The organism is Metabacillus fastidiosus NBRC 101226 (assembly GCF_001591625.1).
In the GTDB taxonomy this organism is placed as follows: domain Bacteria; phylum Bacillota; class Bacilli; order Bacillales; family Bacillaceae; genus Metabacillus; species Metabacillus fastidiosus.
This window is the reverse complement of sequence record NZ_BCVG01000003.1, coordinates 97,254-119,117: the sequence shown is the minus strand read 5'-3', so window position 1 is coordinate 119,117 and position 21,864 is coordinate 97,254. Positions and strand designations below refer to the sequence as shown.

Genomic DNA, 21,864 nt, shown 5'->3' with positions numbered 1-21,864 from the left:
ACTAATAGAAGTTTCACTTTATAAAAAGCATTTTGGTGAATAGTCGATATTTCTCTAATTTCAAAAATAAGTGAACCGTCTTTGCAAATATATAGGAATCCTCCACGATTCTAATGTTTTCTTTCTTACATTACATGATTTGTACAGGCTTCACATATACTATAAAAAGTTTAATCGGTATCGCTTTTTCTTATTGTATGTAGGAAATAATATAAGCTATTTACACTGTTTTCAAGCAGAAGGAGGGAAAATATGAATCAAAGAGTAGTCGCAATTTTAATAGCATTAGCGATGGCACTAGGCGCGTTAGGTATGTATGTAGGTATGGAGCTTATGAATGATAAGCAGGAAACGGTAGAAACGGCTGTTCCGGTAATGACAGATTTATTGCCAGTGAATAATAAAAAAGAGGATATTCCGGGCTTTGATAAGTTTAAACAGGCATATGATTTAATTTCTACTCAATATGTGGAGAAGGTAGAGGAAGACAAGTTGCTTGAAGGAGCAATACAAGGGATGCTGTCCACTTTAGAGGATCCTTACTCTGTTTATATGAATAAAGAAACGGCAGAACAGTTTTCCCAGTCATTGGATTCCTCGTTTGAAGGTATTGGGGCAGAGGTCGGGATGGATGAGGGAAAAGTAAAAATTATTTCACCATTTAAAAATTCTCCGGCAGAAAAAGCTGGGTTACGTCCGAATGACCAAATCATTTCCATAGATGGTGAATCGATTGAAGGTTTGGATTTACATGAAGCAGTTATAAAAATCAGGGGGAAAAAAGGAACGAAAGTAGTTATTGAAGTGCTTCGTCCGAATTCTAAAGATAAAATATCATTTGAGGTCGTCCGTGATGAAATTCCGTTAGAAACAGTATTTAGTTCAGTAAAAGAATATCAAAATAAAAAAATTGGCTATATAGAGATTACTTCATTTTCTGAGAAAACAGCGGAAGATTTTAAAGAACAGTTAAAAACACTTGAAAAACAAAATATAAAAGGGCTTGTATTAGATGTACGTGGCAACCCGGGTGGATATTTACAAAGTGTCGAAGAAATTCTTAAAGAATTTGTTACGAAGGAAAAACCGTATATTCAAATCGAGGAAAGAAACGGAGAGAAGAAACGTTATTTCTCTAAATTGAATAATAAGAAGGATTACCCAGTTAATGTGCTCATTGATAAAGGAAGCGCCTCAGCTTCAGAAATTTTAGCAGGTGCGCTTAAAGAAGCGAACGGCTATAATGTTGTTGGTGTCTCCTCATTTGGAAAAGGGACAGTCCAGCAAGCAGTGCCGATGGGTGATGGCAGTAATATTAAATTGACATTGTATAAATGGCTTACACCTGATGGAAACTGGATTCACGGCAAAGGGGTAGAGCCGACAATTGAAGTAAGCCAGCCTGCTTATTTCCAAGCTGGACCGATAAAGGCAGATAAAGTGCTGGAAGCTGATATGAATAATGAGCAAATAAAATTAGCACAAATTGTTTTAAAAGGAATCGGTTTTGAGCCGGGAAGAGAAGATGGCTATTATAGTGAAGCGACAGAAATGGCTGTAAAAGCATTTCAGCAAAAACATGGATTACAGATGACTGGGAAAATCGATGGAAAAACAGCGGCTAAAATAAATGAGGTAGCAGCTGAAAATATTGATGAAGAGAAAAATGATGTTCAATTAGAAACGGCGATTAAATCATTATTTCATTAAAATATAGGAAATATATTATTAAGGAATTATCTTTTAAATGGGATTCTATTTTAAGATAGTTCCTTTTTCTCATTATTTCAAATTTCCATCTTTTTGGACGGAAAAATCACTATGATTTCGAACTAATGTAGAGAAGATATAAAGGAGAGTATAATAATTTCTTCTATTCAAAACAGAAAGATGGGGTTTATATTGAAAAAAGCTAGCTTTCTAAAAAAACAAATTTATCGCTCATTATTAACAGATTTAAAAAATAATATAGATGTTACAACAATGCCGCAAATAAAAGCAGACCGCCTAATTGATTTATTTTGCACATATTTAGCAAATTATACAGATGTGAAAAGAGTAAATGATATTGATGATCACCGTATTGAAGGATATTTGAAATATTTAACAGAGAATCATAAAAGATTAGGAATGAATTTAAAAGAGATAAAAATTTCCATGCAATTGTTAGAAGAAGCTTTGGAAATGAAAATTGATCAGTCGCTAGTTGATTTCTCATTATCTAACACATCTCTCTGGAACAAGCTTTAGTATTGTAAGCAAATATTGAAATATATCAGCATCTTAGTTAGGGTGCCTGCCAGTAAGTCATATAGGGAAAAAATAATGTTGCAAAAGAGTTTCCTATAAATAAGAATATTCAACCTTTGATGAAAATGATAGAATATGAGATAACGATCATTTTCAGTTAGGTGGTGAGTCTAATTTGCTAGAGGATTGGTTAGTTGAATTTTTAGCTGCGATTGGTAAATTTTTTATGCATCCGCTTCTTTTTTTATTTGTCATTGTTACGTTCTTACATGGCTATAGCCGATTAAAAAAGGAGAGGAAATCTTTTCATACAAGTGTCCAAGATGTATTTGAGGAAATGCGCTTTACTTATTCTAAAGGAATTTTAGCAGGTCTTATTGCTTCCGTTTTATTTATGTTAATTGGACTTAGCCTTCCATTTGGATTCGTCGTCCTATTAGCAATTGTAACTGGAATATTAGGATTTATGATAAATGCCCGATGGTTATCCCCGGTATATACAATTGGTTTTACAGCAATTTTAGCTGTTGTTTTTCAACAGCTTAGTTCAGGATCGGCTGCTTCTTTTTTCATTGACTTAGAGAAAATTAATTTTGCAGCTGTTGCTCTGTTTTTAAGTGTCATTATGATTGCAGAAGGAATTATCATCTCCCGTACAGCTCACTTAAAGACTTCTCCAGTTCTGAAAAGAAGTTCGCGTGGACTGTCGATTGGTAATCATATCGCTAATCGTACATGGATGCTGCCGCTGTTCTTCCTTGTACCCGGAGGAAGCTTATCGTCACAGTTATCTTGGTGGCCGATGTTAACACTTAATGGAGATAGTTTTATGATTCTTTGTATCCCATTTTTCCTTGGATTTTCACAAAGAATTCAAGGTTCGTTACCAGAGGAAAGTATAAAAGCAACAGCACAGAGAGTAGTTTCATTAGGTGTTGTTATGCTTATTATCGCTGCAGCGAGTATATGGTACACTCCGCTTGCATTTGCTGTTATTATCGCTGCTTTCATTGGTCGTGAGGTTATTACGATGAAACAGCGTATAAATGATCATTCAGCAGCTTTCTTCTTCTCTAAACGGGATAAGGGATTGTTGATTTTAGGCATACTGCCACAATCCCCAGCAGAGAAGCTGCAGTTGAAAGTTGGAGAATTAATTACGAGAATAAATGGTATTCAAGTGAAAACTGTTGCTGAATTTTACGAGGCTCTTCAAAAGAATCGCGCTTTCTGTAAACTTGAAGTTGTTGATTTAAAAGGAGAGATTCGTTTTGAACAGAGGGCATTATATGATGGGGAACATCATGAACTTGGAATTTTATTCGTAGCCGATGAGAAGAAGTGGGAAACGGAAACAGGAAGTATAGAGATAGAGGATAATAAAGGACAAGCTCTTTAGATCTGTAAATGGATAAGAAAAGAGGCAGTATCAACCCAAAAGTTGATACTGCCTCTTTTTATGTTATTTTTCTAATAAATCTTGAGCACCTTGTGCAATAAGACTGAATAGTTCTTCAAGATCAGATTCTTCCACACTTGAGAATGCAATTCTCAAGTCAGTTGAATTGATAGAGATTGTACCGACACCATATTTATCAAGAAGGTGGAGTCTTAATTCTTCTGCATCGATTCCGTTAAGCTTCATGCACATGAAGTATCCTGAATTGAACGGGTAGTAGCTCCAGTATTTATTGTATTCTTCTTTATTTAATATTTCTTTTAATTTTACTGCTCTCTTCTTCATTTGTTCGAATTTTTCTTGTTTTTCTTTTGCGAACTCTTCCGAACGTAAAGAATTAAGGATAATAGACTGGGATGGATGGGAAGCACTTGAAATCGTTCCACGAATAATCCCTTTTGTTTTTTGTTCTAAGGCATTAAGTACAGCATCGCTCTCATGTGCGAAAGTAATGAAACCGACACGGAAGCCCCATACATAGTTCTCTTTTGTTGCACCGTCGATTTTCACTGGTAATACACGAGGGTGTACATTTGCCAGAAGACCAAAAATCGATTCCTTGATTGAATCTTCGAAAAATAGTCCGAAATAAGCATCATCAACAAGTACAACAAGATTTAAGCCGTTTTCAGCAGCTTCTTTAATAACTTCAACGATTTCCTCAGCTTCTGATTGGCCAGGAGTGTAGCCTGTTGGATTGTTAGGGAAGTTTAATACTAAAATAACTTTTCCTTTATCCTTATTTGCTTCGATCGTTGCTTTTAGTCCAGCTGTGTTAAATGTATTTTCCTCATTAAATAATGGATATGTGCTTACAGTCGTCCCACGTCTTACATTGAATGTAATATTGTAGTTGCCCCAGTATTTATCAGGTAAAATAACAACATCGCCTTCATCCGCAAATAAGTCAGCAGCAATACTTAAGCCATGTGTTAGTGCATTAGTAGCGATTGGAAGTCCGAAATTAACGTCTTTTAAGCTTGGGTTTTCCGCAAGTAATTTCTTTTTCCACTCTTTTCTAAGCTCTTCTTTACCTTGAGGTGGTGCATATGGATATAAATCCTTCGGTGAAAACTCATCGCTGAAAATATTTTGAATGTGACTAAAATGCATCGGTTGTCCGTGTTCAGTCGCAATTCCGATTGAAGCATTGAAACGATGTGCTTTTTGACCAGCTTCAGCAGATTGACTAAGAATTCCTTTTGGATAAAAAAGCTCTTTACCTAAGTTTGACAGCATATCATAGACAGCTTCATTTTCTTCTTTGATAGCCTCATTTAATGTTCTGGCTAAATCATTCATTTTTTTCTCACCTTCATCAAAATATTTAGAGAATTGTTACTAATAGTTTACCACACTAAAGTAACACTCTCTAGAGCTATTTGAGTTCTAAAACATTTTTTTTCAAAAATCGACATTATACGAATAGTGTAACATATTTTTACAGAAGAAATTGCTATATGGAACATCTACTGCTTCTCTTCTTTTGCCTCATCATAAAGCTTGCTTCGCATTTTAAACCATTCAAATAGATGTGATGTAATAACTTTGATAACAGCATAGCCCGGGACAGCTAAAATAATGCCGACGATGCCGAATAGGTTCCCTGCTGTTAAAATGATAAAAATAATCGTGATCGGATGTATATGCAAGTTTCTGCCCATAATTTGCGGGGAGATAACTTTTCCCTCAATAAGCTGAACGATTGTCCAAACGATAATAAGCTTTAACAGCATAAATGGCGATGTAACGAGCGCGATGATTAATGCTGGTGTAATAGCGATTGCTGGACCAAGATAAGGGACAATGCTTGTACATCCCGCAATAATAGCGAGCACTGATGCATAATCAAGTCCGATAATTTGAAAGCCGATAAACATTAGAACTCCGATACAGAAGCTGACAATAATCTGTCCTCTAATATAAGAGCTGATTTGATTGTTCATTTCCTTCATAACAGTGAATGTTTGTCTACGCATATTGACCGGCAGGAAATTCAAAATAAAGTCTGGAAGCCTTCTTCCATCTTTTAATAAGTAAAAGAGAATGAAGGGCAATGTAACAATTGCTAAAACAAAGTCTTTTACAGCGCCAACAAAATGTCCAATGCCAATCCATGTTGTGTTAAGTAAAGACGCAGCCTGTTCAGAAAGTCGGCTGGAAAAATCTGCGATGTTTATATTCAGCGTGTGCTGTACCTGGTTCACTACTTCACTGCCTAAAACATCTCTCGTAAGTACTTCTATATCCATCGAATAAGTTGGAACATTATAGATTAAGCTCATTACCTGCTCTCTTAAAAAGGGGATGACAGATACGATAATGATTGTGATAATTCCAGCAATCAATATATATAACAGAAAAATAGAGTAAATTCTTTTTACTTTTTTTCTTTCTAGAAAATTGACGATCGGGTTTAGTAGATAGTAGACAACCGAAGCCAAAACGATTGGTAATAGTACAGTCTTTAACAGGACGCTGATCGGAGTGAAAATAAAGGAAACCTTCATAAAAACTAAAATGTTTAGTCCAATTAATAACAAAATCATTAAAAATAAAACAAATTTATTATTTAAAATAAATTGTTTGAAAACACCAATTCTTGATGGCTTTTGTGAATTCAAAAAACATCCCCCTACTCTATAAAATAATGCTATTCTTTCTGCACTAGAAAGATTAAACTCTTCTTTTAATTATAGAGATAAATGATGGAAAGGTCATGTAAATTTTCTTAAGTTTTCTTTAATATTTTACAAAAATATTGTAATTTCGAAATCAACTTGAACTTTACGTACGGTAATAGGCTATAGTGAGAGATAAGAGGGAAAGATGGAGGTATTATAAGCGATTTGGATATATTATGACTGGAATGTTCACATTTTTTAAAAATAATATGTCAGTTTTTCTATTTTCGTTGACGTTGACTGACTGGTCATTTATATTAATAATCGTTATGACTAATTAGTCAAAAATGGAGGTAGTCATGAATCAGATTATTAACTTCGTACTAAAGAACAAGTTTGCTGTATGGCTTTTAACGATCATTGTTACAGTGGCAGGCTTATATTCAGGAATGAACATGAAGATGGAAACGATCCCTGATATTAATACGCCTATTATGACGGTAACGACGGTTTACCCTGGTGCTACACCAGAAGAAGTAGCCGATAAAGTATCAGAACCAATTGAAAAAGCAATTCGAAATTTGAATGGTGTCAATATTGTCAGCTCCAATTCATTTCAAAATGCTTCTTCCATTCAAATTGAGTATTCCTTTAAAAAAGATATGGATGAGGCAAAGGATGAAGTGAATGAAGCGCTGGCTAATATTGAATTTCCAAAAGAAGTGAATAAACCGGATGTTCAAAAGCTTAGCTTGAACGCTTTTCCGATTTTAGCATTAAGTGTTTCGAACGATAATCAATCGTTAGCAGAGTTAACGACAAAAGTAGAGGAAGATATTCTTCCAGCATTGCAGGGAATTGATGGTGTTTCCTCTGTCCAAGTTTCAGGACAGCGTGTGGAAGAGGTACAGTTTACTTTTAATCAGGAAAAAATGGACAAATACGGACTTGATGAGGAAACGGTTCAAAATATTATTAAAGGATCAGATGTTACATTTCCTTTAGGTCTTTACACATTTGAGAATACAGAAAAATCTGTTGTTGTTGATGGGAATATCATTAGTCTTAATGACTTGAAAAATATAAAAATTCCTGTTACACCGAAGATGACAGATGCCGGTGCGGCGGGTGGAATACAGCAAGCACCAGCTGCTATGCCAAATGAAATGCAGGCTGCTGGGCAAGTACAGCCGCAAAATATCGAACTCCCGACTGTAAAGCTTTCTGAAATAGCAGAAATAAAGGCTGTTGGCAAGGCGGAATCTGTGTCCCGCACGAATGGCAGTGAATCAATCGGGATTCAGGTTGTAAAAGCACAAGATGCGAATACAGTTGAGGTAGCGAATGAAGTAACAGATGTATTAAATAAATATGAAGAAGATATAAAAGGGTTAAAAATAGTTAAAACTCTTGATCAGGCGACTCCGATAGAAGAATCTGTTCATACGATGCTAAGCAAAGCAATTTTTGGTGCTTTATTTGCAGTCGTTATTATTCTTCTTTTCCTTCGTGATATTAAATCAACATTAATTTCAATTATTTCGATTCCGTTATCATTATTGATTGCGATCCTTCTTTTAAAGCAGATGGATATTACACTTAATATGATGACTTTAGGAGCGATGACTGTTGCGATTGGACGTGTGGTCGATGATTCCATCGTTGTAATAGAAAATATTTACCGAAGAATGCTGTTAAAGGATGAAATTTTAAGAGGAAAAGAATTAGTTCGGGAAGCAACAAAACAAATGTTTATGCCGATTTTCTCCTCAACGATTGTAACTATTGCTGTATTCCTGCCACTTGCAATTGTGGAAGGCATGATTGGCGAGCTGTTTTTACCATTTGCACTTACGATGGTATTCGCATTATTAGCATCTCTCTTAGTTGCAATTACGATTGTGCCTATGATGGCCCATAGTTTATTTAAAAAAGGATTAAGAGGCGAAGCGAAATTAAAAGAGCATAAGCCAAGTAAGCTTGCTGGTGTCTATAGAAAGATTTTAAATTGGACGCTGAATCATAAATTTATTACATCAGCGTTAGCTATTCTTTTATTAGTCGGAAGTTTATTCCTAGTTCCAATTATCGGTGTAAGCTTCATGCCTTCTGAAGATCAGAAGATGATGATGGTTACATATAAACCAGAGCCGGGTGAGACGAGGAAACAAGCGGAAGATAGTACGGCAGTTGCTGAGAAGTTCTTCTTAGACCGTAAAAATGTAAAAACAGTTCAATACTCACTTGGAACGGAAAATCCGATGAACCCCGGTGATACGAACAGTGCGATTTTCTTTGTAGAGTACAACAAGGATACTCCTAACTTTGACAAGGAAAAAGAAGCTGTTATTAAGGAACTGAAAACGAAAACAGATCGTGGAGAATGGGCTTCACAAGATTTCGCTGGTGCAGGAAGCAGCAATGAAATCACGATGTATGTTTACGGAGACAACATGGATGATATCGTCCCAGTTGTTCATAAAGTGGAAAAAATAATGAAAGATAATAAGGCGCTGAAAAATATTGACTCAAGTATTTCAGAAACATATGAGGAGTATACTTTAGTTGCTGACCAGGAAAAATTAAGCAAATTAGGATTAACTGCTGCTCAAATTGGGATGGAATTAAGTCCGCAGCGTGAACGTCCTATTTTAACGAAAGTGGAGAAGGACGGTAAAGAGCTTAATGTTTACCTTCAAGTGGAAGAAGAATCTTATAATAATATAGAAGACTTAACAGAAAAGACAATTCAATCACCGCTTGGAAAAGAAGTGAAAATAAAAGATGTAATCGATATAAAAGAGGGAGAAACATCTGATACAGTAACAAGACGTGATGGAAGAATTTACGTTAAAGTCAGCGGAGAATTAACGACGAATGATGTAGCAAAAGCTTCCGGTGAACTTCAAGAAGAGGTTGATAAGATTAAGCTTCCGTCAAATTCTGAAGTGAATATGGGCGGAGTAACAGAAGATATTCAAGAATCATTTACACAGCTTGGTTTAGCAATGCTTGCTGCAATTGCGATCGTTTATTTGATTCTCGTTATTACATTTGGAGGTGGCTTAGCCCCATTTGCGATTTTATTCTCGCTTCCGTTTACAATTATCGGTTCATTAGTCGGTCTTTTAATTGCTGGTGAAACTTTAAGTGTGAATGCATTAATTGGAGGATTAATGCTGATCGGAATTGTTGTAACGAACGCGATTGTTTTAATTGACCGTGTTATTCATAAAGAAAAAGAAGGATTAAGTACGAGAGAAGCATTGCTTGAAGCAGGAACAACGAGACTGCGTCCGATTTTAATGACGGCGCTCGCTACAATTGGTGCATTAATTCCGCTTGCGATGGGACTAGAAGGCAGTGGAATTATTTCAAAAGGGCTTGGTGTTACGGTTATCGGTGGTTTAACAAGTTCTACATTGCTGACGCTCGTTATTGTACCGATTGTTTATGAATTATTAAGTAAGCTAAGAAGAAAGAAAATAGCAGAGTAAAAAAAGAGGTGAGGCTATCTAAAAAGGGTAAAAAGCGACCCGTTTCAGATAGCCTCCTGTAAGGCCCCTTTATGAGAATCCAGTAAAATCAAGGATTTGGTGAAGGGGCCTTACAGTTTTTACAACTTATTAGGGGTTATCAGACAGTCCCATCTCTTTTGTTTCTCATATTTCTCCGTTTTTCGTAAATACTAAAAAAACCTTATACTTGTCATATTATTTTTAGAAATATTACAAGTTTGTAAAGATTTTCGACAAATTATTTTATAATTCATCATTTTTCAATATAATTTGAAGGCAAGATAAAAATAGAGAGATATAATTTGGCTTCTAAACTGGAGGAATTAACATGTTTTCAAAAGGGAAGAAAGATAAGTTTACATCGTTGTTAACGGATATTTCTGTAAACTTAAAAGAGGCTTCACAATTTTTCTTAGATCATAAAATTTCTAATCCGCATGATCTGAAAGTATTTTTTGAAACAATAAAGGATTACGAAAATAAAGGCGATACCATCGTACATACGATGATTAAAGAATTGAACCAGGCCTTTATTACTCCAATTGAAAGGGAAGATCTTCTTCAGCTGACAATGGTTCTTGATGATGTTATCGACGGGATTGAAGAATCGGCTGCATTATTTGAAATGTATTCAGTCGTTCAGCCGACAGACCATATGAAGAAATTTGTTCAAAATATTCATCAATGTTCATTAGAGATTGCAGAGGCAATTGAATTGCTTTCAAATAAGAAATTATCTGCAATCAGCCCGCATTCTGTAAAAATTAAGGAATATGAGTCAAACTGTGATAATTTGTTAAGAACAGCTGTTAAAAACTTATTTGCAACAGAAAAAGATCCGATAAAAATCATCCAGTATAAAGAAATATACGAGACTTTAGAAGAAATTGCAGATAGTTGCCAAGACGTAGCAAATACTCTTGATTCGATTATCATGAAAAATGCGTAGAGGGTATTTACTATGGAAATGACATTAATCATCACGATACTCATTGTTATTTTTGCATTAGGGTTTGACTTTATTAATGGATTTCATGATACAGCAAATGCGATTGCAACAAGTGTTTCAACAAAAGCTTTAAAGCCTAGACATGCCATTATTTTGGCTGCTTTTATGAACTTTTTAGGTGCGATGACATTTACAGGTGTAGCAAAAGCAATTACGAAGGATATTGTTAATCCATTTACTTTAGAAAATGGCTCTCTCGTTATTCTAGCTGCTTTAATTGCTGCAATTATTTGGAACTTAGTTACATGGTACTACGGTATTCCGAGCAGCTCTTCCCATGCCATTATCGGTGCGATTGCCGGTGCTGCGATTGCGGCAGCAGGTTTTGGGGCGCTGAATTATACAGGTTTCTTAAAGATTCTTCAGGCACTTATTTTTTCACCGATTATTGCTTTCGTTATCGGTTATATCGTATACAGTATTTTTAAGGTCGCTTTTAAAAATCATCCGCTTGCAAAGACAAATAACAGCTTCCGCCGTATTCAAATTTTAACGGCTGCGTTTCAGGCATATACACATGGAACGAATGACGCGCAAAAAGCAATGGGGATTATTACAATGGCACTTATAACTAACGGCTTCCAAAGTGATGATGAAGTTCATTTTTGGGTGCAGTTATCATGTGCTCTTGCAATGGGATTAGGTACGTCTGTAGGAGGATGGAAAATTATTAAAACTGTCGGCGGACAAATTATGAAAATCCGTCCAGTTAATGGTGTTGCAGCCGATTTATCATCAGCAGCTATTATTTTAGGTGCAACAGCTATCCATCTTCCGGTAAGTACAACACATGTTATCTCCTCAGCCATTCTTGGTGTCGGAGCATCACATCGTGTAAAAGGTGTAAAATGGCGTACAGCGAAAAGAATGCTTATTACATGGGTTATTACTTTACCGATCTCTGCCACATTAGCAGGAATTACGTATTTTATATTAAATCTTTTCTTTTAATAAAATGAAATAAATCTCAGTCGTATGGCTGAGATTTTTTGTCATAAAATTCCCTCATATTAGTACATTATATAAATTGGAGGAAATGAGGGATAATAATGACATGGGTTCTTTATGGTATTATTGTACTTTTACTTGCAAGCATCTTTATTATTATTAGACTGGCTGCCTCAGAATGGGGAAAAGGGAATCGTTATAAAAGTTCCTGGGATAATTTAATCAAGGAGGAACAATCGGAGGAAAAGGAAGATGTATAATCTTTTATTGTTCTTTCTCTAGCTTTATGATATATTTCATAGCGAATTTAACAAAAAGAGGTATTGGATATGAGCTTAGAAAATGAAATAAATAGACGGCGCACATTCGCGATTATTTCGCATCCTGACGCCGGGAAAACGACATTAACTGAGAAGTTATTATATTTCGGTGAAGTCATTCGTTCTACTGGTACTGTTAAAGGGAAAAAATCAGGAAAATTTGCAGCATCAGACTGGATGGAAATTGAGAAAAAACGTGGAATTTCTGTTACATCAAGTGTTATGAGCTTTCCTTATCACGATTTTCATGTCAATATTCTTGATACACCTGGACATGAAGATTTCAGTGAAGATACGTATCGTACACTAACAGCGGTTGACAGTGTTGTCATGATTATCGATTCAACAAAAGGTGTGGAGCCGCAGACGATTAAATTATTTAAAGTTTGCCGCTTAAGAGGTATTCCGATCTTTACATTCATTAATAAGTTGGATCGTGAAGGAAGAGAACCGCTGGAGCTGCTTGCAGAAATTGAAGAGGTACTCGGGATTGAGTCATACCCGATGAACTGGCCAATCGGAATGGGGAAAAGGTTCCTCGGGATATATGATCGATTTAACAGCCAGGTCGTTCGTTTTAAAGGGGATGAAGAAGAGGAAATCGTTCCATTCGATCACATTGAACAAACAGATTTAGTTGATCATCCTGTTTATAATGATACATTAGGAGAAATCGAACTTCTTGAAGAAGCTGGTAATGAGTTTACGATGGAACGTGTACAAAAAGGTGAGTTAACACCAGTATTTTTCGGGAGTGCACTCGCTAATTTCGGTGTACAAACCTTTTTGGATACGTTCTTACAATTTGCTGCACCTCCTAAGCCGCGTAAAACAGATCAAGGCTTAGTTGCACCAGAGGCAGAAACTTTTTCAGGCTATATTTTTAAAATTCAGGCAAATATGAATCCTGCTCACCGTGACCGTATCGCATTTTTACGTGTATGCTCAGGGAAATTCGAACGGGGCATGAGCGTTAACGTGAGCAGGACGAATAAGACGATTAAGCTAAACCAGACTCAAGCCTTTATGGCGAAAGACCGTGAAACGGTTGATGAGGCATATCCTGGAGATATTATCGGAATATATGATCCGAATATTTATCAAATTGGTGACACGCTGATCGAGGGAAAAGGTAACTTCCATTTTGATGAGTTACCGCAGTTCCCGCCGGAACTATTCAAAAGAGTACAAGCCAAAAACGTCATGAAGTCGAAGCAGTTCAGAAAAGGGATTGAACAGCTCGTTCAGGAAGGTGCTATTCAGCTATTTAAACAGGACCTTACTGATTCCTTTATTCTCGGTGCAGTCGGTCAGCTTCAGTTTGAAGTATTCGAATACCGGATGAAAGCAGAATATAATGTAGATATTGAATTTGTTTCTCTCGGTGAAAGAATTCCGCGCTGGATTAAAAATGAGAAATTTGATAAACGATTTTTCGATTCGCGAAGCATGCTTGTTCGCGACCGTTATGATCAGTATGCTGTTCTTTTTGAAAATGAATTTACGTATCGCTATTTCTTAGAAAATCAAAAAGATATCGAACTAGTCGATCTATTAGAAGAAAATGACTACCAGGCACAATAATTAAGCGGGAGGACTGTACTTTGTATAGTCCTTTTTGCTGTTTTGAGGAAGGACAGAATAAAAGACCAGAGTTGCTGATAAATTTAAAATACAGCCTTCAGCTTTTACAATAAATTACTGATCCTGTATGATAAGGATATTATTGTGTAACAGGGAGATTGAAAATGCTTTTAAAAGCGATCTTAGCAATATTTCTGCCTTTTCTACTCGTTTTATTATTTACGAGGGTTACGTATAACCACTATGTCGGGACTGTTTTAACAGCAGCTTTACTTATTGTTTCTTATTATAAAGGCTATTCTGATTTCACATATGTCATTATTCTTGATTTGTTATCGCTTGCTGTAGGCTTCATTTATGCCCGGAAAATGGCAATGCAGGTAAGAAAGAAAAGCTGATGTTTGAAATGAAGTTTGAAAAGGAATAATGATAAAGTGAAACTTCCTTCAGTGGGGTTTTTCTTATCCTGCACTGAAGGTTAATTGTGTCCGCATTATGCGGTTCATATATATGTTGTTCGTGTGCAGTGATGAATTTAGTATGTGTTCTGTTGTTTGAACCTTTACTGGCAGTTGGATCTTCTGCTTACTTTCGTCGAATTGCTAGAAATTTGAAGCGGGAGTCTTACTGCCCGTTAAGGCTGGGATAAAAAGTGAAAAGGAGCTGCAATAAATGTGGCTCCTTTTCCTGTTTGTATTTTTATCGAACTAAAGTTCGCATTAATAATAATAAATATGATAAAATAAATAGTATATTTAGTTGAAATGGGGGATTCCTTAGTGAATGATCAATTTGAGTTAGTCTCAAAATATGAGCCGCAAGGAGATCAGCCGGCGGCAATAAAAGAATTAGTAGAAGGAATCCATCAAGGAAAGAAACATCAGACACTACTAGGAGCAACAGGAACTGGTAAGACATTTACTGTTTCTAATGTTATTAAAGAGATAAATAAACCGACTTTAGTCATTGCACATAATAAAACATTAGCAGGTCAATTATATAGTGAATTTAAAGAGTTTTTTCCTAATAATGCTGTCGAATATTTCGTCAGTTATTATGATTACTACCAGCCAGAGGCATATGTGCCGCAAACAGATACATTTATTGAAAAAGATGCAAGCATTAATGATGAAATAGATAAGCTCAGACACTCGGCGACATCTTCTTTATTTGAGAGAAAAGATGTCATTATTATTGCCAGTGTGTCGTGTATTTACGGTTTAGGTTCGCCGGAAGAATACCGAGAGCTTGTCGTTTCATTAAGAACTGGAATGGAAATAGAGCGGAATGAATTATTGCGCCGTCTTGTTGATGTTCAGTATGAGCGCAATGATATTGATTTCCAAAGGGGAAGGTTTCGTGTACGTGGTGATGTGGTAGAAATTTTCCCTGCTTCAAAAGATGAGCATTGTATCCGTGTGGAGTTTTTCGGAGATGAAATAGACAGGATTAGGGAAGTGGATGCATTAACAGGAGAGATTATCGGTGACCGTGAGCATGTTGCAATTTTCCCTGCGTCCCACTTCGTTACACGTGAGGAAAAGATGCAAGTAGCAATTAAAAATATTGAAGCAGAGCTTGAAGAACAGCTGAAAATAATGAGGGATAACGGAAAGCTGTTGGAAGCGCAGCGACTTGAACAAAGAACACGATACGATCTTGAAATGATGCGGGAAATGGGTTTCTGTTCGGGAATTGAAAACTATTCAAGGCATTTAACATTAAGAGAAGCAGGTGCGACACCGTATACTTTACTCGATTATTTTCCTGATGACTTTTTAATTGTTATCGATGAGTCACATGTTACACTGCCGCAAATTAGAGGGATGTTTAACGGTGACCAGGCGAGAAAGCAAGTGCTTGTTGATCATGGATTCAGATTACCGTCAGCGATGGACAACCGTCCGCTGAAGTTTGGAGAATTCGAAGACCATATCCATAATATTTTATTTGTATCAGCGACACCTGGACCATATGAGATGGAACATACACCTGAAATGGTGGAACAGATTATCCGCCCGACAGGTTTATTAGATCCTACAATAGATGTAAGACCAATTCAAGGCCAAATTGATGATTTAATTGATGAGATTCATATAAGAGTGAAACGAAATGAGCGTGTGCTCGTAACGACTTTGACGAAAAAGATGTCTGAGGATTTAACGAATTATTTAAAAGAGATCGGTATTAAAGTGAACTATTTGCACTCGGAAATAAAGACTTTGGAACGGATTGAAATTATCCGCGAGCTCCGCTTAGGAAAATACGATGTATTGATTGGGATTAACCTGCTAAGGGAAGGTCTTGATATTCCGGAAGTTTCTCTTGTTAGCATACTTGATGCTGATAAAGAAGGTTTCTTACGTTCGGAACGTTCTTTAATTCAGACGATTGGACGTGCTGCTCGTAATGAGAACGGACATGTTATTATGTATGCTGATAAAATAACAAATTCAATGGAAATTGCGATAAATGAAACGAAGCGCCGCCGCGGGATCCAGGAAGAATACAATGAAAAGCATGGTATTACTCCGAAAACAATTCAGAAGGAAATTCGTGATGTTATTAGAGCGACAGTTGCGGCAGAAGAGATGGAAGAATATGAAGCAAAACCGGTTTCTAAGTTCAGTAAGTTAACTAAGAAAGAAAGAGATACAGTCATTGCAGATATGGAAACAGAAATGAAAGAGGCGGCAAGAGCATTGAACTTTGAACGTGCTGCTGAATTACGTGATTTAATTTTAGAGCTTAAAGCGGAAGGATGAAAGATTAATGGCGATAGATAAAATTGTTGTGAAAGGGGCCCGCGCTCATAATTTAAAAGATATTGATGTAGAAATTCCGCGTGACAAACTGGTTGTATTAACCGGTTTATCAGGATCGGGTAAATCATCACTCGCATTTGATACGATTTATGCAGAAGGACAAAGACGGTATGTTGAATCATTATCTGCTTATGCACGCCAGTTTTTAGGGCAGATGGACAAGCCGGATGTCGATGCAATTGAGGGATTGTCACCGGCAATTTCCATTGATCAGAAGACGACGAGCAGAAACCCGCGTTCAACAGTTGGAACAGTAACAGAAATCTACGATTATTTAAGGCTTTTATTTGCGCGTGTCGGCCGACCTGTATGTCCCACACATAAAATAGAAATCACTTCGCAGACAATTGAACAAATGGTGGACCGGATTTTAGAATATCCGGAACGTACAAAACTGCAGGTGCTTGCTCCAATTGTATCAGGTCGAAAAGGAACACATGTGAAAGTGTTCGATGAAATTAAAAAGCAAGGCTATGTACGTGTTCGGGTAGATGGAGAAATGACGGAGCTTACGGAAGAAATTTCTCTTGAGAAGAATAAAAAACATTCGATTGAAGTTGTTATTGACCGAATTGTTGTGAAAGAAGGGGTTTCAGCCCGTCTAGCAGACTCTTTAGAAACGGCGTTAAGATTAGGTGAAGGCAGAGTCATTATCGAGATTATTGGCGAAGAAGAGCTTCTTTTCAGCGAGCATCATGCATGTCCGCATTGTGGTTTTTCTATCGGTGAGTTAGAACCGCGTATGTTTTCATTTAACAGCCCGTTCGGTGCATGTCCTGATTGTGATGGATTAGGATCAAAGCTCGAAGTGGATTTAGATCTTATTATTCCAAATAAAAGTCTTTCCTTGAAAGGAAATGCGATTGCGCCTTGGGAGCCGACAAGCTCTCAATATTATCCTCAGCTGCTTGAAGCTGTCTGTAATCATTACGGCATTGATATGGATATTCCAGTTGAGAATATTCCGAAACATCAGCTTGATAAAATTTTGTTTGGCAGTGATGGGGAAGAGATTTATTTCCGTTATGAAAATGATTTCGGTCAAATCAGAGAAAATTATATTCAATTTGAAGGTGTCGTTCGTAATGTGGAAAGGCGCTACAAAGAGACAAGTTCTGATTTCATCCGTGAGCAAATGGAAAAGTATATGGGACAGCAGGCATGTCCAACTTGTAAAGGGTATCGATTAAAGAAGGAAACATTAGCTGTATTAATCGACGGAAATCATATTGGTGAAGTAACAAAATTATCTGTTCAGGATTCACTTACTTTTTTTGCTAACTTACAACTAACAGATAAAGAGATGCAAATTGCGAATCTTATTTTAAAAGAAATTATTGAGAGACTGGGTTTCCTTAATAATGTCGGGCTTGATTATTTAACACTCAATCGTTCGGCAGGAACATTGTCAGGTGGTGAAGCACAAAGGATTCGCCTTGCAACCCAGATTGGTTCACGTTTAACAGGTGTCCTTTATATTTTAGATGAGCCTTCGATTGGCCTGCATCAAAGGGATAATGACCGTCTTATCGGAACATTGCAAAATATGCGTGATATCGGCAATACGCTCATTGTTGTTGAGCATGATGAGGATACGATGATTGCTGCCGATTATTTAATTGATATCGGTCCTGGTGCCGGTATTCATGGCGGTGAAATCATTTCGGCGGGTACACCAGAAGAAGTAATGAATGATGAAAATTCATTAACAGGCCAGTATTTATCAGGGAAGAAATTTATTCCGCTGCCGATTGAAAGAAGAGAACTGGACGGCAGATTTATTGAAGTTAAAGGAGCAAAGGAAAATAATTTAAATAATGTTTCGATTAAGTTTCCATTAGGAATGTTTGTGGCAGTGACAGGTGTTTCTGGTTCAGGCAAAAGTACACTCGTTAACGAGATTTTGCATAAATCTCTTGCACAGAAGCTGCATCATGCAAAAGCAAAGCCAGGTGAATATAAAGAAATAAAAGGGATTGAACACCTCGATAAAGTTATTGATATTGACCAGTCACCGATAGGGAGAACACCGAGATCCAACCCTGCCACATACACTGGTGTGTTTGACGATATTCGTGATGTGTATGCAACAACGAATGAAGCGAAAGTCCGCGGCTATAAAAAAGGACGTTTCAGCTTTAACGTAAAAGGCGGACGCTGTGAAGCATGCCGTGGAGATGGAATTATCAAAATCGAAATGCACTTTTTACCTGATGTTTATGTTCCTTGTGAAGTATGTCATGGAAAACGTTATAACAGGGAAACACTTGAAGTGACATACAAGGGGAAAAATATATCAGATATATTAGATATGACAGTGGAGGATGGCGTATTATTTTTTGAAAATATTCCGAAAATCCATCGTAAGCTGCAAACAATTTATGACGTCGGATTAGGTTATATAAAACTCGGCCAGCCTGCAACTACTTTATCAGGCGGTGAGGCACAGAGGGTGAAGCTAGCTTCTGAACTTCACCGCAGATCAACAGGTCGCTCTTTATATATTTTAGACGAGCCGACGACAGGACTTCACGTTGATGATATTTCAAGATTGTTAAAAGTACTCCAAAGACTTGTAGAGAATGGAGATACTGTTCTCGTAATTGAACATAATCTTGATGTGATTAAGACAGCCGATTACTTAATTGATCTTGGTCCTGAAGGCGGGGATAAAGGTGGTAAAATCGTTGCGGTCGGAACTCCGGAAGAAGTAGCGAATGTAGAGCAATCTTATACAGGAAAGTATTTAAAACCGATATTAGAGCGGGATAAGGCAAGAATGGAAAAATTAATTAGAGAAAAAGAATCAGTATAGAGGATGTCTAAAAGGGGTAAAAGGCGACCCCCTTCCAGACATCCTCCTGCAAGGCCCCTTTATGAGAATCCAGTAAAATCAAGGATTTTGTGAAGGGGCCTTTCAGCTTTTCAAACTTATTAAGGATTTATCGGACATCCTCTTTATTTTTTATGAAACTTCTGCTTTGTTTAATCGTATTAATTTATAGAGAGGAGATGAATTTGATGGATAGAAATAAAGTGTTCTCATCTTTATGTTATTTCAGTGTTTTCTTTGCGGCTCTTTTATTTCCAATTGTTGTTTATTTTATCGTTGATGATAATGAAGTAAAGACGCATGCAAAGAAATCGATCATATCACATATTATTCCTTTTATCGCTAGTATTATTTTAGGCGGTATTTTTATAGGAGGCGCATTTCTAAATACTGCTGAAGTTGTATTTCCTTGGATTCTTGTCAGTGGTATGGTGATTGTAGCAGTTATAAGTTTGGCTGTGACTATTTATAACATTGTTCAGGGTATTAAAGTACTTATAGATTAATAAATAGCATAACAAGAGGAGGATGAAAGATGGTAGAGGAACGGAAACGAATTTTAAAACTTGTTGAAGAGGGGAAACTATCGGCAAGCGAGGCACTTACATTAATTGAAGTGCTTGAAGAGGAGAAGAAGGCAAGTGAACAGAAAATAACTGCTTTATCGGAAGATGTTATTTTTACAGATAAACATGCTGAAAATGTGAAAAATGATAAGCCATCATTAGGTGCTAAATTAATGGATTTCGTTGATCAAGCTGTTAAAAAGGTAAAAGAAGTGGATTTAGATTTGAATTTTGGGAAATCCTTTGACGTAAGGCATATCTTCCAATTCAGCCAAGCTTCATTCCAGGAAATCGAGATTGAAATTGTGAGTGGCAGTATTAATATTAAGCCTTGGTCTGACCAGGATGTTAGAGTGGAATGTGATGCGAAGGTGTACCGTGCAGAAGATCAGGATTCCGCTAGAGACAGTTTCCTAAATGGTGTGGAATGTGAAGTGAGCGGCAATAAGTTTCGTTTTTATACGAATAAAAAATCAATAAAAGCAAATTTACTTATTTATGTTCCAGAGCGTGAATATGATCAAATGAAAGCTAAATTATTTAATGGTCCAATAAGAGGAGAACAGCTGCATATTAGCAATTTAAAAACGAAAACAGCAAATGGTGTTATTTCTTTCTCTTCCATAAAAGGAGATCAGGCAGAATTTGAAACAGCGAATGGGCAAATTAAACTGGCTGCGACTCAATATAAAAAGGTAGAAGCTGAAACAATTAATGGACTTATTCACTATGAAGGAACAGCTGAAAAACTCGATATTCAAAGCTTTAATGGTAATTTAATTGCAAATGTAGCGGATGAAAACTGCCATACATTGTATGCAAAAACGACAACAGGAAATATTGATATTTATACGACTAATAAAAATAATATTATCGGTGAGTTCAAATCGAATCTTGGTTCACTTTCCGCAGATGTTCCAGGAGCAGAGATTATTTTTGAGAAAAATGAGACGATGCAAAAAGAATTGAAATTCAGAGTAAATGAATCATCTACAAAACAATTAACTGTTTTTGCTGATTCTAAGACTGGTTCCATCCATTTATCTTAAGTTTAGAAACAGAGGTGGAGAAATGAAGAAAAAATTGTACCGTTCCCGAACGGATCGGAAACTTGCAGGTATACTCGGTGGATTGGCGGATTATTTCGGGATAGATGCGACAATATTACGTATTGTTTTTGTTGTTGCTCTCTTTGCGACATCTTTCCTCCCGCTCCCGCTCGTATATATTGTAATGGCATTCGTTGTGCCGAATGAAGAGGATGTTATAAAGAGTGATTAAGTGGGCAGTTAGCGTTCTTGTGAATGCTGTTATTTTAATCGTTATAGCAGGATATTTTGACTCATTTCATTTAAGCGGGTTTGGAGCAGCGATTATTGCGAGTATCATTCTGTCTGTTTTGAATGTTCTCGTTAAACCGATTCTTATTTTGCTGACTTTGCCGATAACAGTTGTTACGTTAGGATTATTTTTATTTGTTATAAACGCAATCACTTTAATGATGACACAGGGAATTATGGGGGAATCATTTGAAATTGACGGGTTTGGGACAGCAATTCTCGCTTCTATCGTTATTTCTATTTTTCACTTACTTATTCAAAAAGGAATAATTGAGCCATTGAATGAAAAGAGAGGAGATTAAATTTTCTTCTCTTTTTTTATGTGGAAAAATATATAAATTCAAGATACGTTTCTAACATATCTTATCCAAAGAAAGTTCCTGTTTCTAAACCTGGAGTTATTGCAAAACTTAGTTGATTTTTGGCTTATCCATTTGCAAGCAGAGCTTGCAAATGCTTTTCAGCTGAAGCTGAAAAGTGCCCAAATAGATAAAAATTGCTTACTATACGGTTTGTTTCATATATGTTAGTACATTAATTTGTATCTATAGAGCTTGCATTTTGAGAATATTTCTCTCAATTCTACAA

General features: G+C 36.5%; 17 protein-coding genes. 15 read left to right on the top strand and 2 right to left on the bottom strand.

All coding sequences use genetic code 11. The annotated features are described in order from the left end of the window. The first annotated feature begins 252 nt into the window (after positions 1-252). The 3 genes from BFA01S_RS01710 to BFA01S_RS01700 all read left to right on the top strand — a co-directional run bounded on the left by BFA01S_RS01710 (position 253) and on the right by BFA01S_RS01700 (position 3,649). The gene (locus BFA01S_RS01710; protein ID WP_066225056.1) at positions 253-1,710 is read left to right on the top strand and encodes a S41 family peptidase; all 1,458 of its coding nucleotides are present in this window, start codon (positions 253-255) and stop codon (positions 1,708-1,710) included. A gap of 192 nt (positions 1,711-1,902) precedes the next feature. Continuing rightward, complete coding sequence (locus BFA01S_RS01705) at positions 1,903-2,250, top strand: swarming motility protein SwrAA (RefSeq protein ID WP_156483504.1); 348 nt, start codon at positions 1,903-1,905, stop codon at positions 2,248-2,250. Between the two features lie 175 nt (positions 2,251-2,425). After that, positions 2,426-3,649, top strand: a complete 1,224-nt coding sequence (locus BFA01S_RS01700; RefSeq protein WP_156483503.1) for a PDZ domain-containing protein — start codon at positions 2,426-2,428, stop codon at positions 3,647-3,649. A 63-nt stretch (positions 3,650-3,712) separates the two neighbouring features. Here BFA01S_RS01700 and BFA01S_RS01695 read toward each other — a convergent pair whose 3' ends face one another. Beyond that, the gene (locus tag BFA01S_RS01695) at positions 3,713-5,011 is read right to left on the bottom strand and encodes an aminotransferase class I/II-fold pyridoxal phosphate-dependent enzyme (protein WP_066225051.1); all 1,299 of its coding nucleotides are present in this window, start codon (positions 5,009-5,011) and stop codon (positions 3,713-3,715) included. A gap of 167 nt (positions 5,012-5,178) precedes the next feature. After that, complete coding sequence (locus BFA01S_RS01690) at positions 5,179-6,333, bottom strand: AI-2E family transporter (protein ID WP_235842938.1); 1,155 nt, start codon at positions 6,331-6,333, stop codon at positions 5,179-5,181. Between the two features lie 359 nt (positions 6,334-6,692). On the opposite strand from BFA01S_RS01690, the gene BFA01S_RS01685 reads away from it, so the two are divergent. The 12 genes from BFA01S_RS01685 to BFA01S_RS01635 all read left to right on the top strand — a co-directional run bounded on the left by BFA01S_RS01685 (position 6,693) and on the right by BFA01S_RS01635 (position 21,578). Further along, the gene (locus tag BFA01S_RS01685; RefSeq protein ID WP_066225049.1) at positions 6,693-9,830 is read left to right on the top strand and encodes an efflux RND transporter permease subunit; all 3,138 of its coding nucleotides are present in this window, start codon (positions 6,693-6,695) and stop codon (positions 9,828-9,830) included. Positions 9,831-10,179: 349 nt separating this feature from the next. Continuing rightward, complete coding sequence (locus tag BFA01S_RS01680) at positions 10,180-10,800, top strand: DUF47 domain-containing protein (protein WP_066225047.1); 621 nt, start codon at positions 10,180-10,182, stop codon at positions 10,798-10,800. A 12-nt stretch (positions 10,801-10,812) separates the two neighbouring features. Further along, positions 10,813-11,811 (top strand): inorganic phosphate transporter, encoded by a 999-nt coding sequence (locus BFA01S_RS01675; RefSeq protein ID WP_066225045.1) that lies wholly within the window; start codon positions 10,813-10,815, stop codon positions 11,809-11,811. 98 nt (positions 11,812-11,909) lie between these two features. After that, the gene (locus tag BFA01S_RS22210; protein WP_156483502.1) at positions 11,910-12,068 is read left to right on the top strand and encodes a hypothetical protein; all 159 of its coding nucleotides are present in this window, start codon (positions 11,910-11,912) and stop codon (positions 12,066-12,068) included. A 69-nt stretch (positions 12,069-12,137) separates the two neighbouring features. Next, on the top strand, positions 12,138-13,712 hold the full coding sequence (locus tag BFA01S_RS01670) for a peptide chain release factor 3 (protein ID WP_066225043.1): 1,575 nt from the start codon (positions 12,138-12,140) through the stop codon (positions 13,710-13,712). Positions 13,713-13,876: 164 nt separating this feature from the next. After that, on the top strand, positions 13,877-14,110 hold the full coding sequence (locus tag BFA01S_RS01665) for a DUF2198 family protein (protein WP_066225041.1): 234 nt from the start codon (positions 13,877-13,879) through the stop codon (positions 14,108-14,110). Between the two features lie 381 nt (positions 14,111-14,491). Next, on the top strand, positions 14,492-16,477 hold the full coding sequence (gene uvrB, locus BFA01S_RS01660) for an excinuclease ABC subunit UvrB (protein WP_066225039.1): 1,986 nt from the start codon (positions 14,492-14,494) through the stop codon (positions 16,475-16,477). A gap of 7 nt (positions 16,478-16,484) precedes the next feature. Next, the gene (uvrA, locus tag BFA01S_RS01655) at positions 16,485-19,352 is read left to right on the top strand and encodes an excinuclease ABC subunit UvrA (RefSeq protein ID WP_066225037.1); all 2,868 of its coding nucleotides are present in this window, start codon (positions 16,485-16,487) and stop codon (positions 19,350-19,352) included. Positions 19,353-19,558: 206 nt separating this feature from the next. Continuing rightward, on the top strand, positions 19,559-19,876 hold the full coding sequence (locus BFA01S_RS01650) for a magnetosome magnetite crystal formation protein family (RefSeq protein WP_066225035.1): 318 nt from the start codon (positions 19,559-19,561) through the stop codon (positions 19,874-19,876). A gap of 29 nt (positions 19,877-19,905) precedes the next feature. Further along, positions 19,906-20,985 carry a DUF4097 family beta strand repeat-containing protein gene (locus tag BFA01S_RS01645; RefSeq protein WP_066225034.1) on the top strand — a complete coding sequence of 360 codons (1,080 nt, stop codon included), beginning with the start codon at positions 19,906-19,908 and terminating at the stop codon, positions 20,983-20,985. A gap of 22 nt (positions 20,986-21,007) precedes the next feature. Continuing rightward, entirely contained in the window at positions 21,008-21,217 is a 210-nt protein-coding gene (locus BFA01S_RS01640; protein ID WP_066225033.1) for a PspC domain-containing protein, read from the top strand. Beyond that, entirely contained in the window at positions 21,210-21,578 is a 369-nt protein-coding gene (locus tag BFA01S_RS01635; protein WP_066225031.1) for a phage holin family protein, read from the top strand. The genes BFA01S_RS01640 and BFA01S_RS01635 overlap by 8 nt, the downstream gene beginning before the upstream one ends. Positions 21,579-21,864 lie beyond the last annotated feature (286 nt).

Coding starts and splice junctions, on each gene's coding strand:
- BFA01S_RS01710 (WP_066225056.1), top strand. CDS start 253: ATGAATCAAAGAGTAGTCGCAATTTTAATAGCATTAGCGATGGCACTA.
- BFA01S_RS01640 (WP_066225033.1), top strand. CDS start 21,008: ATGAAGAAAAAATTGTACCGTTCCCGAACGGATCGGAAACTTGCAGGT.
- uvrA (WP_066225037.1), top strand. CDS start 16,485: ATGGCGATAGATAAAATTGTTGTGAAAGGGGCCCGCGCTCATAATTTA.
- BFA01S_RS01680 (WP_066225047.1), top strand. CDS start 10,180: ATGTTTTCAAAAGGGAAGAAAGATAAGTTTACATCGTTGTTAACGGAT.
- BFA01S_RS01670 (WP_066225043.1), top strand. CDS start 12,138: ATGAGCTTAGAAAATGAAATAAATAGACGGCGCACATTCGCGATTATT.
- BFA01S_RS01685 (WP_066225049.1), top strand. CDS start 6,693: ATGAATCAGATTATTAACTTCGTACTAAAGAACAAGTTTGCTGTATGG.
- BFA01S_RS22210 (WP_156483502.1), top strand. CDS start 11,910: ATGACATGGGTTCTTTATGGTATTATTGTACTTTTACTTGCAAGCATC.
- BFA01S_RS01675 (WP_066225045.1), top strand. CDS start 10,813: ATGGAAATGACATTAATCATCACGATACTCATTGTTATTTTTGCATTA.
- BFA01S_RS01665 (WP_066225041.1), top strand. CDS start 13,877: ATGCTTTTAAAAGCGATCTTAGCAATATTTCTGCCTTTTCTACTCGTT.
- BFA01S_RS01695 (WP_066225051.1), bottom strand. CDS start 5,011: ATGAATGATTTAGCCAGAACATTAAATGAGGCTATCAAAGAAGAAAAT.
- BFA01S_RS01645 (WP_066225034.1), top strand. CDS start 19,906: ATGGTAGAGGAACGGAAACGAATTTTAAAACTTGTTGAAGAGGGGAAA.
- BFA01S_RS01650 (WP_066225035.1), top strand. CDS start 19,559: ATGGATAGAAATAAAGTGTTCTCATCTTTATGTTATTTCAGTGTTTTC.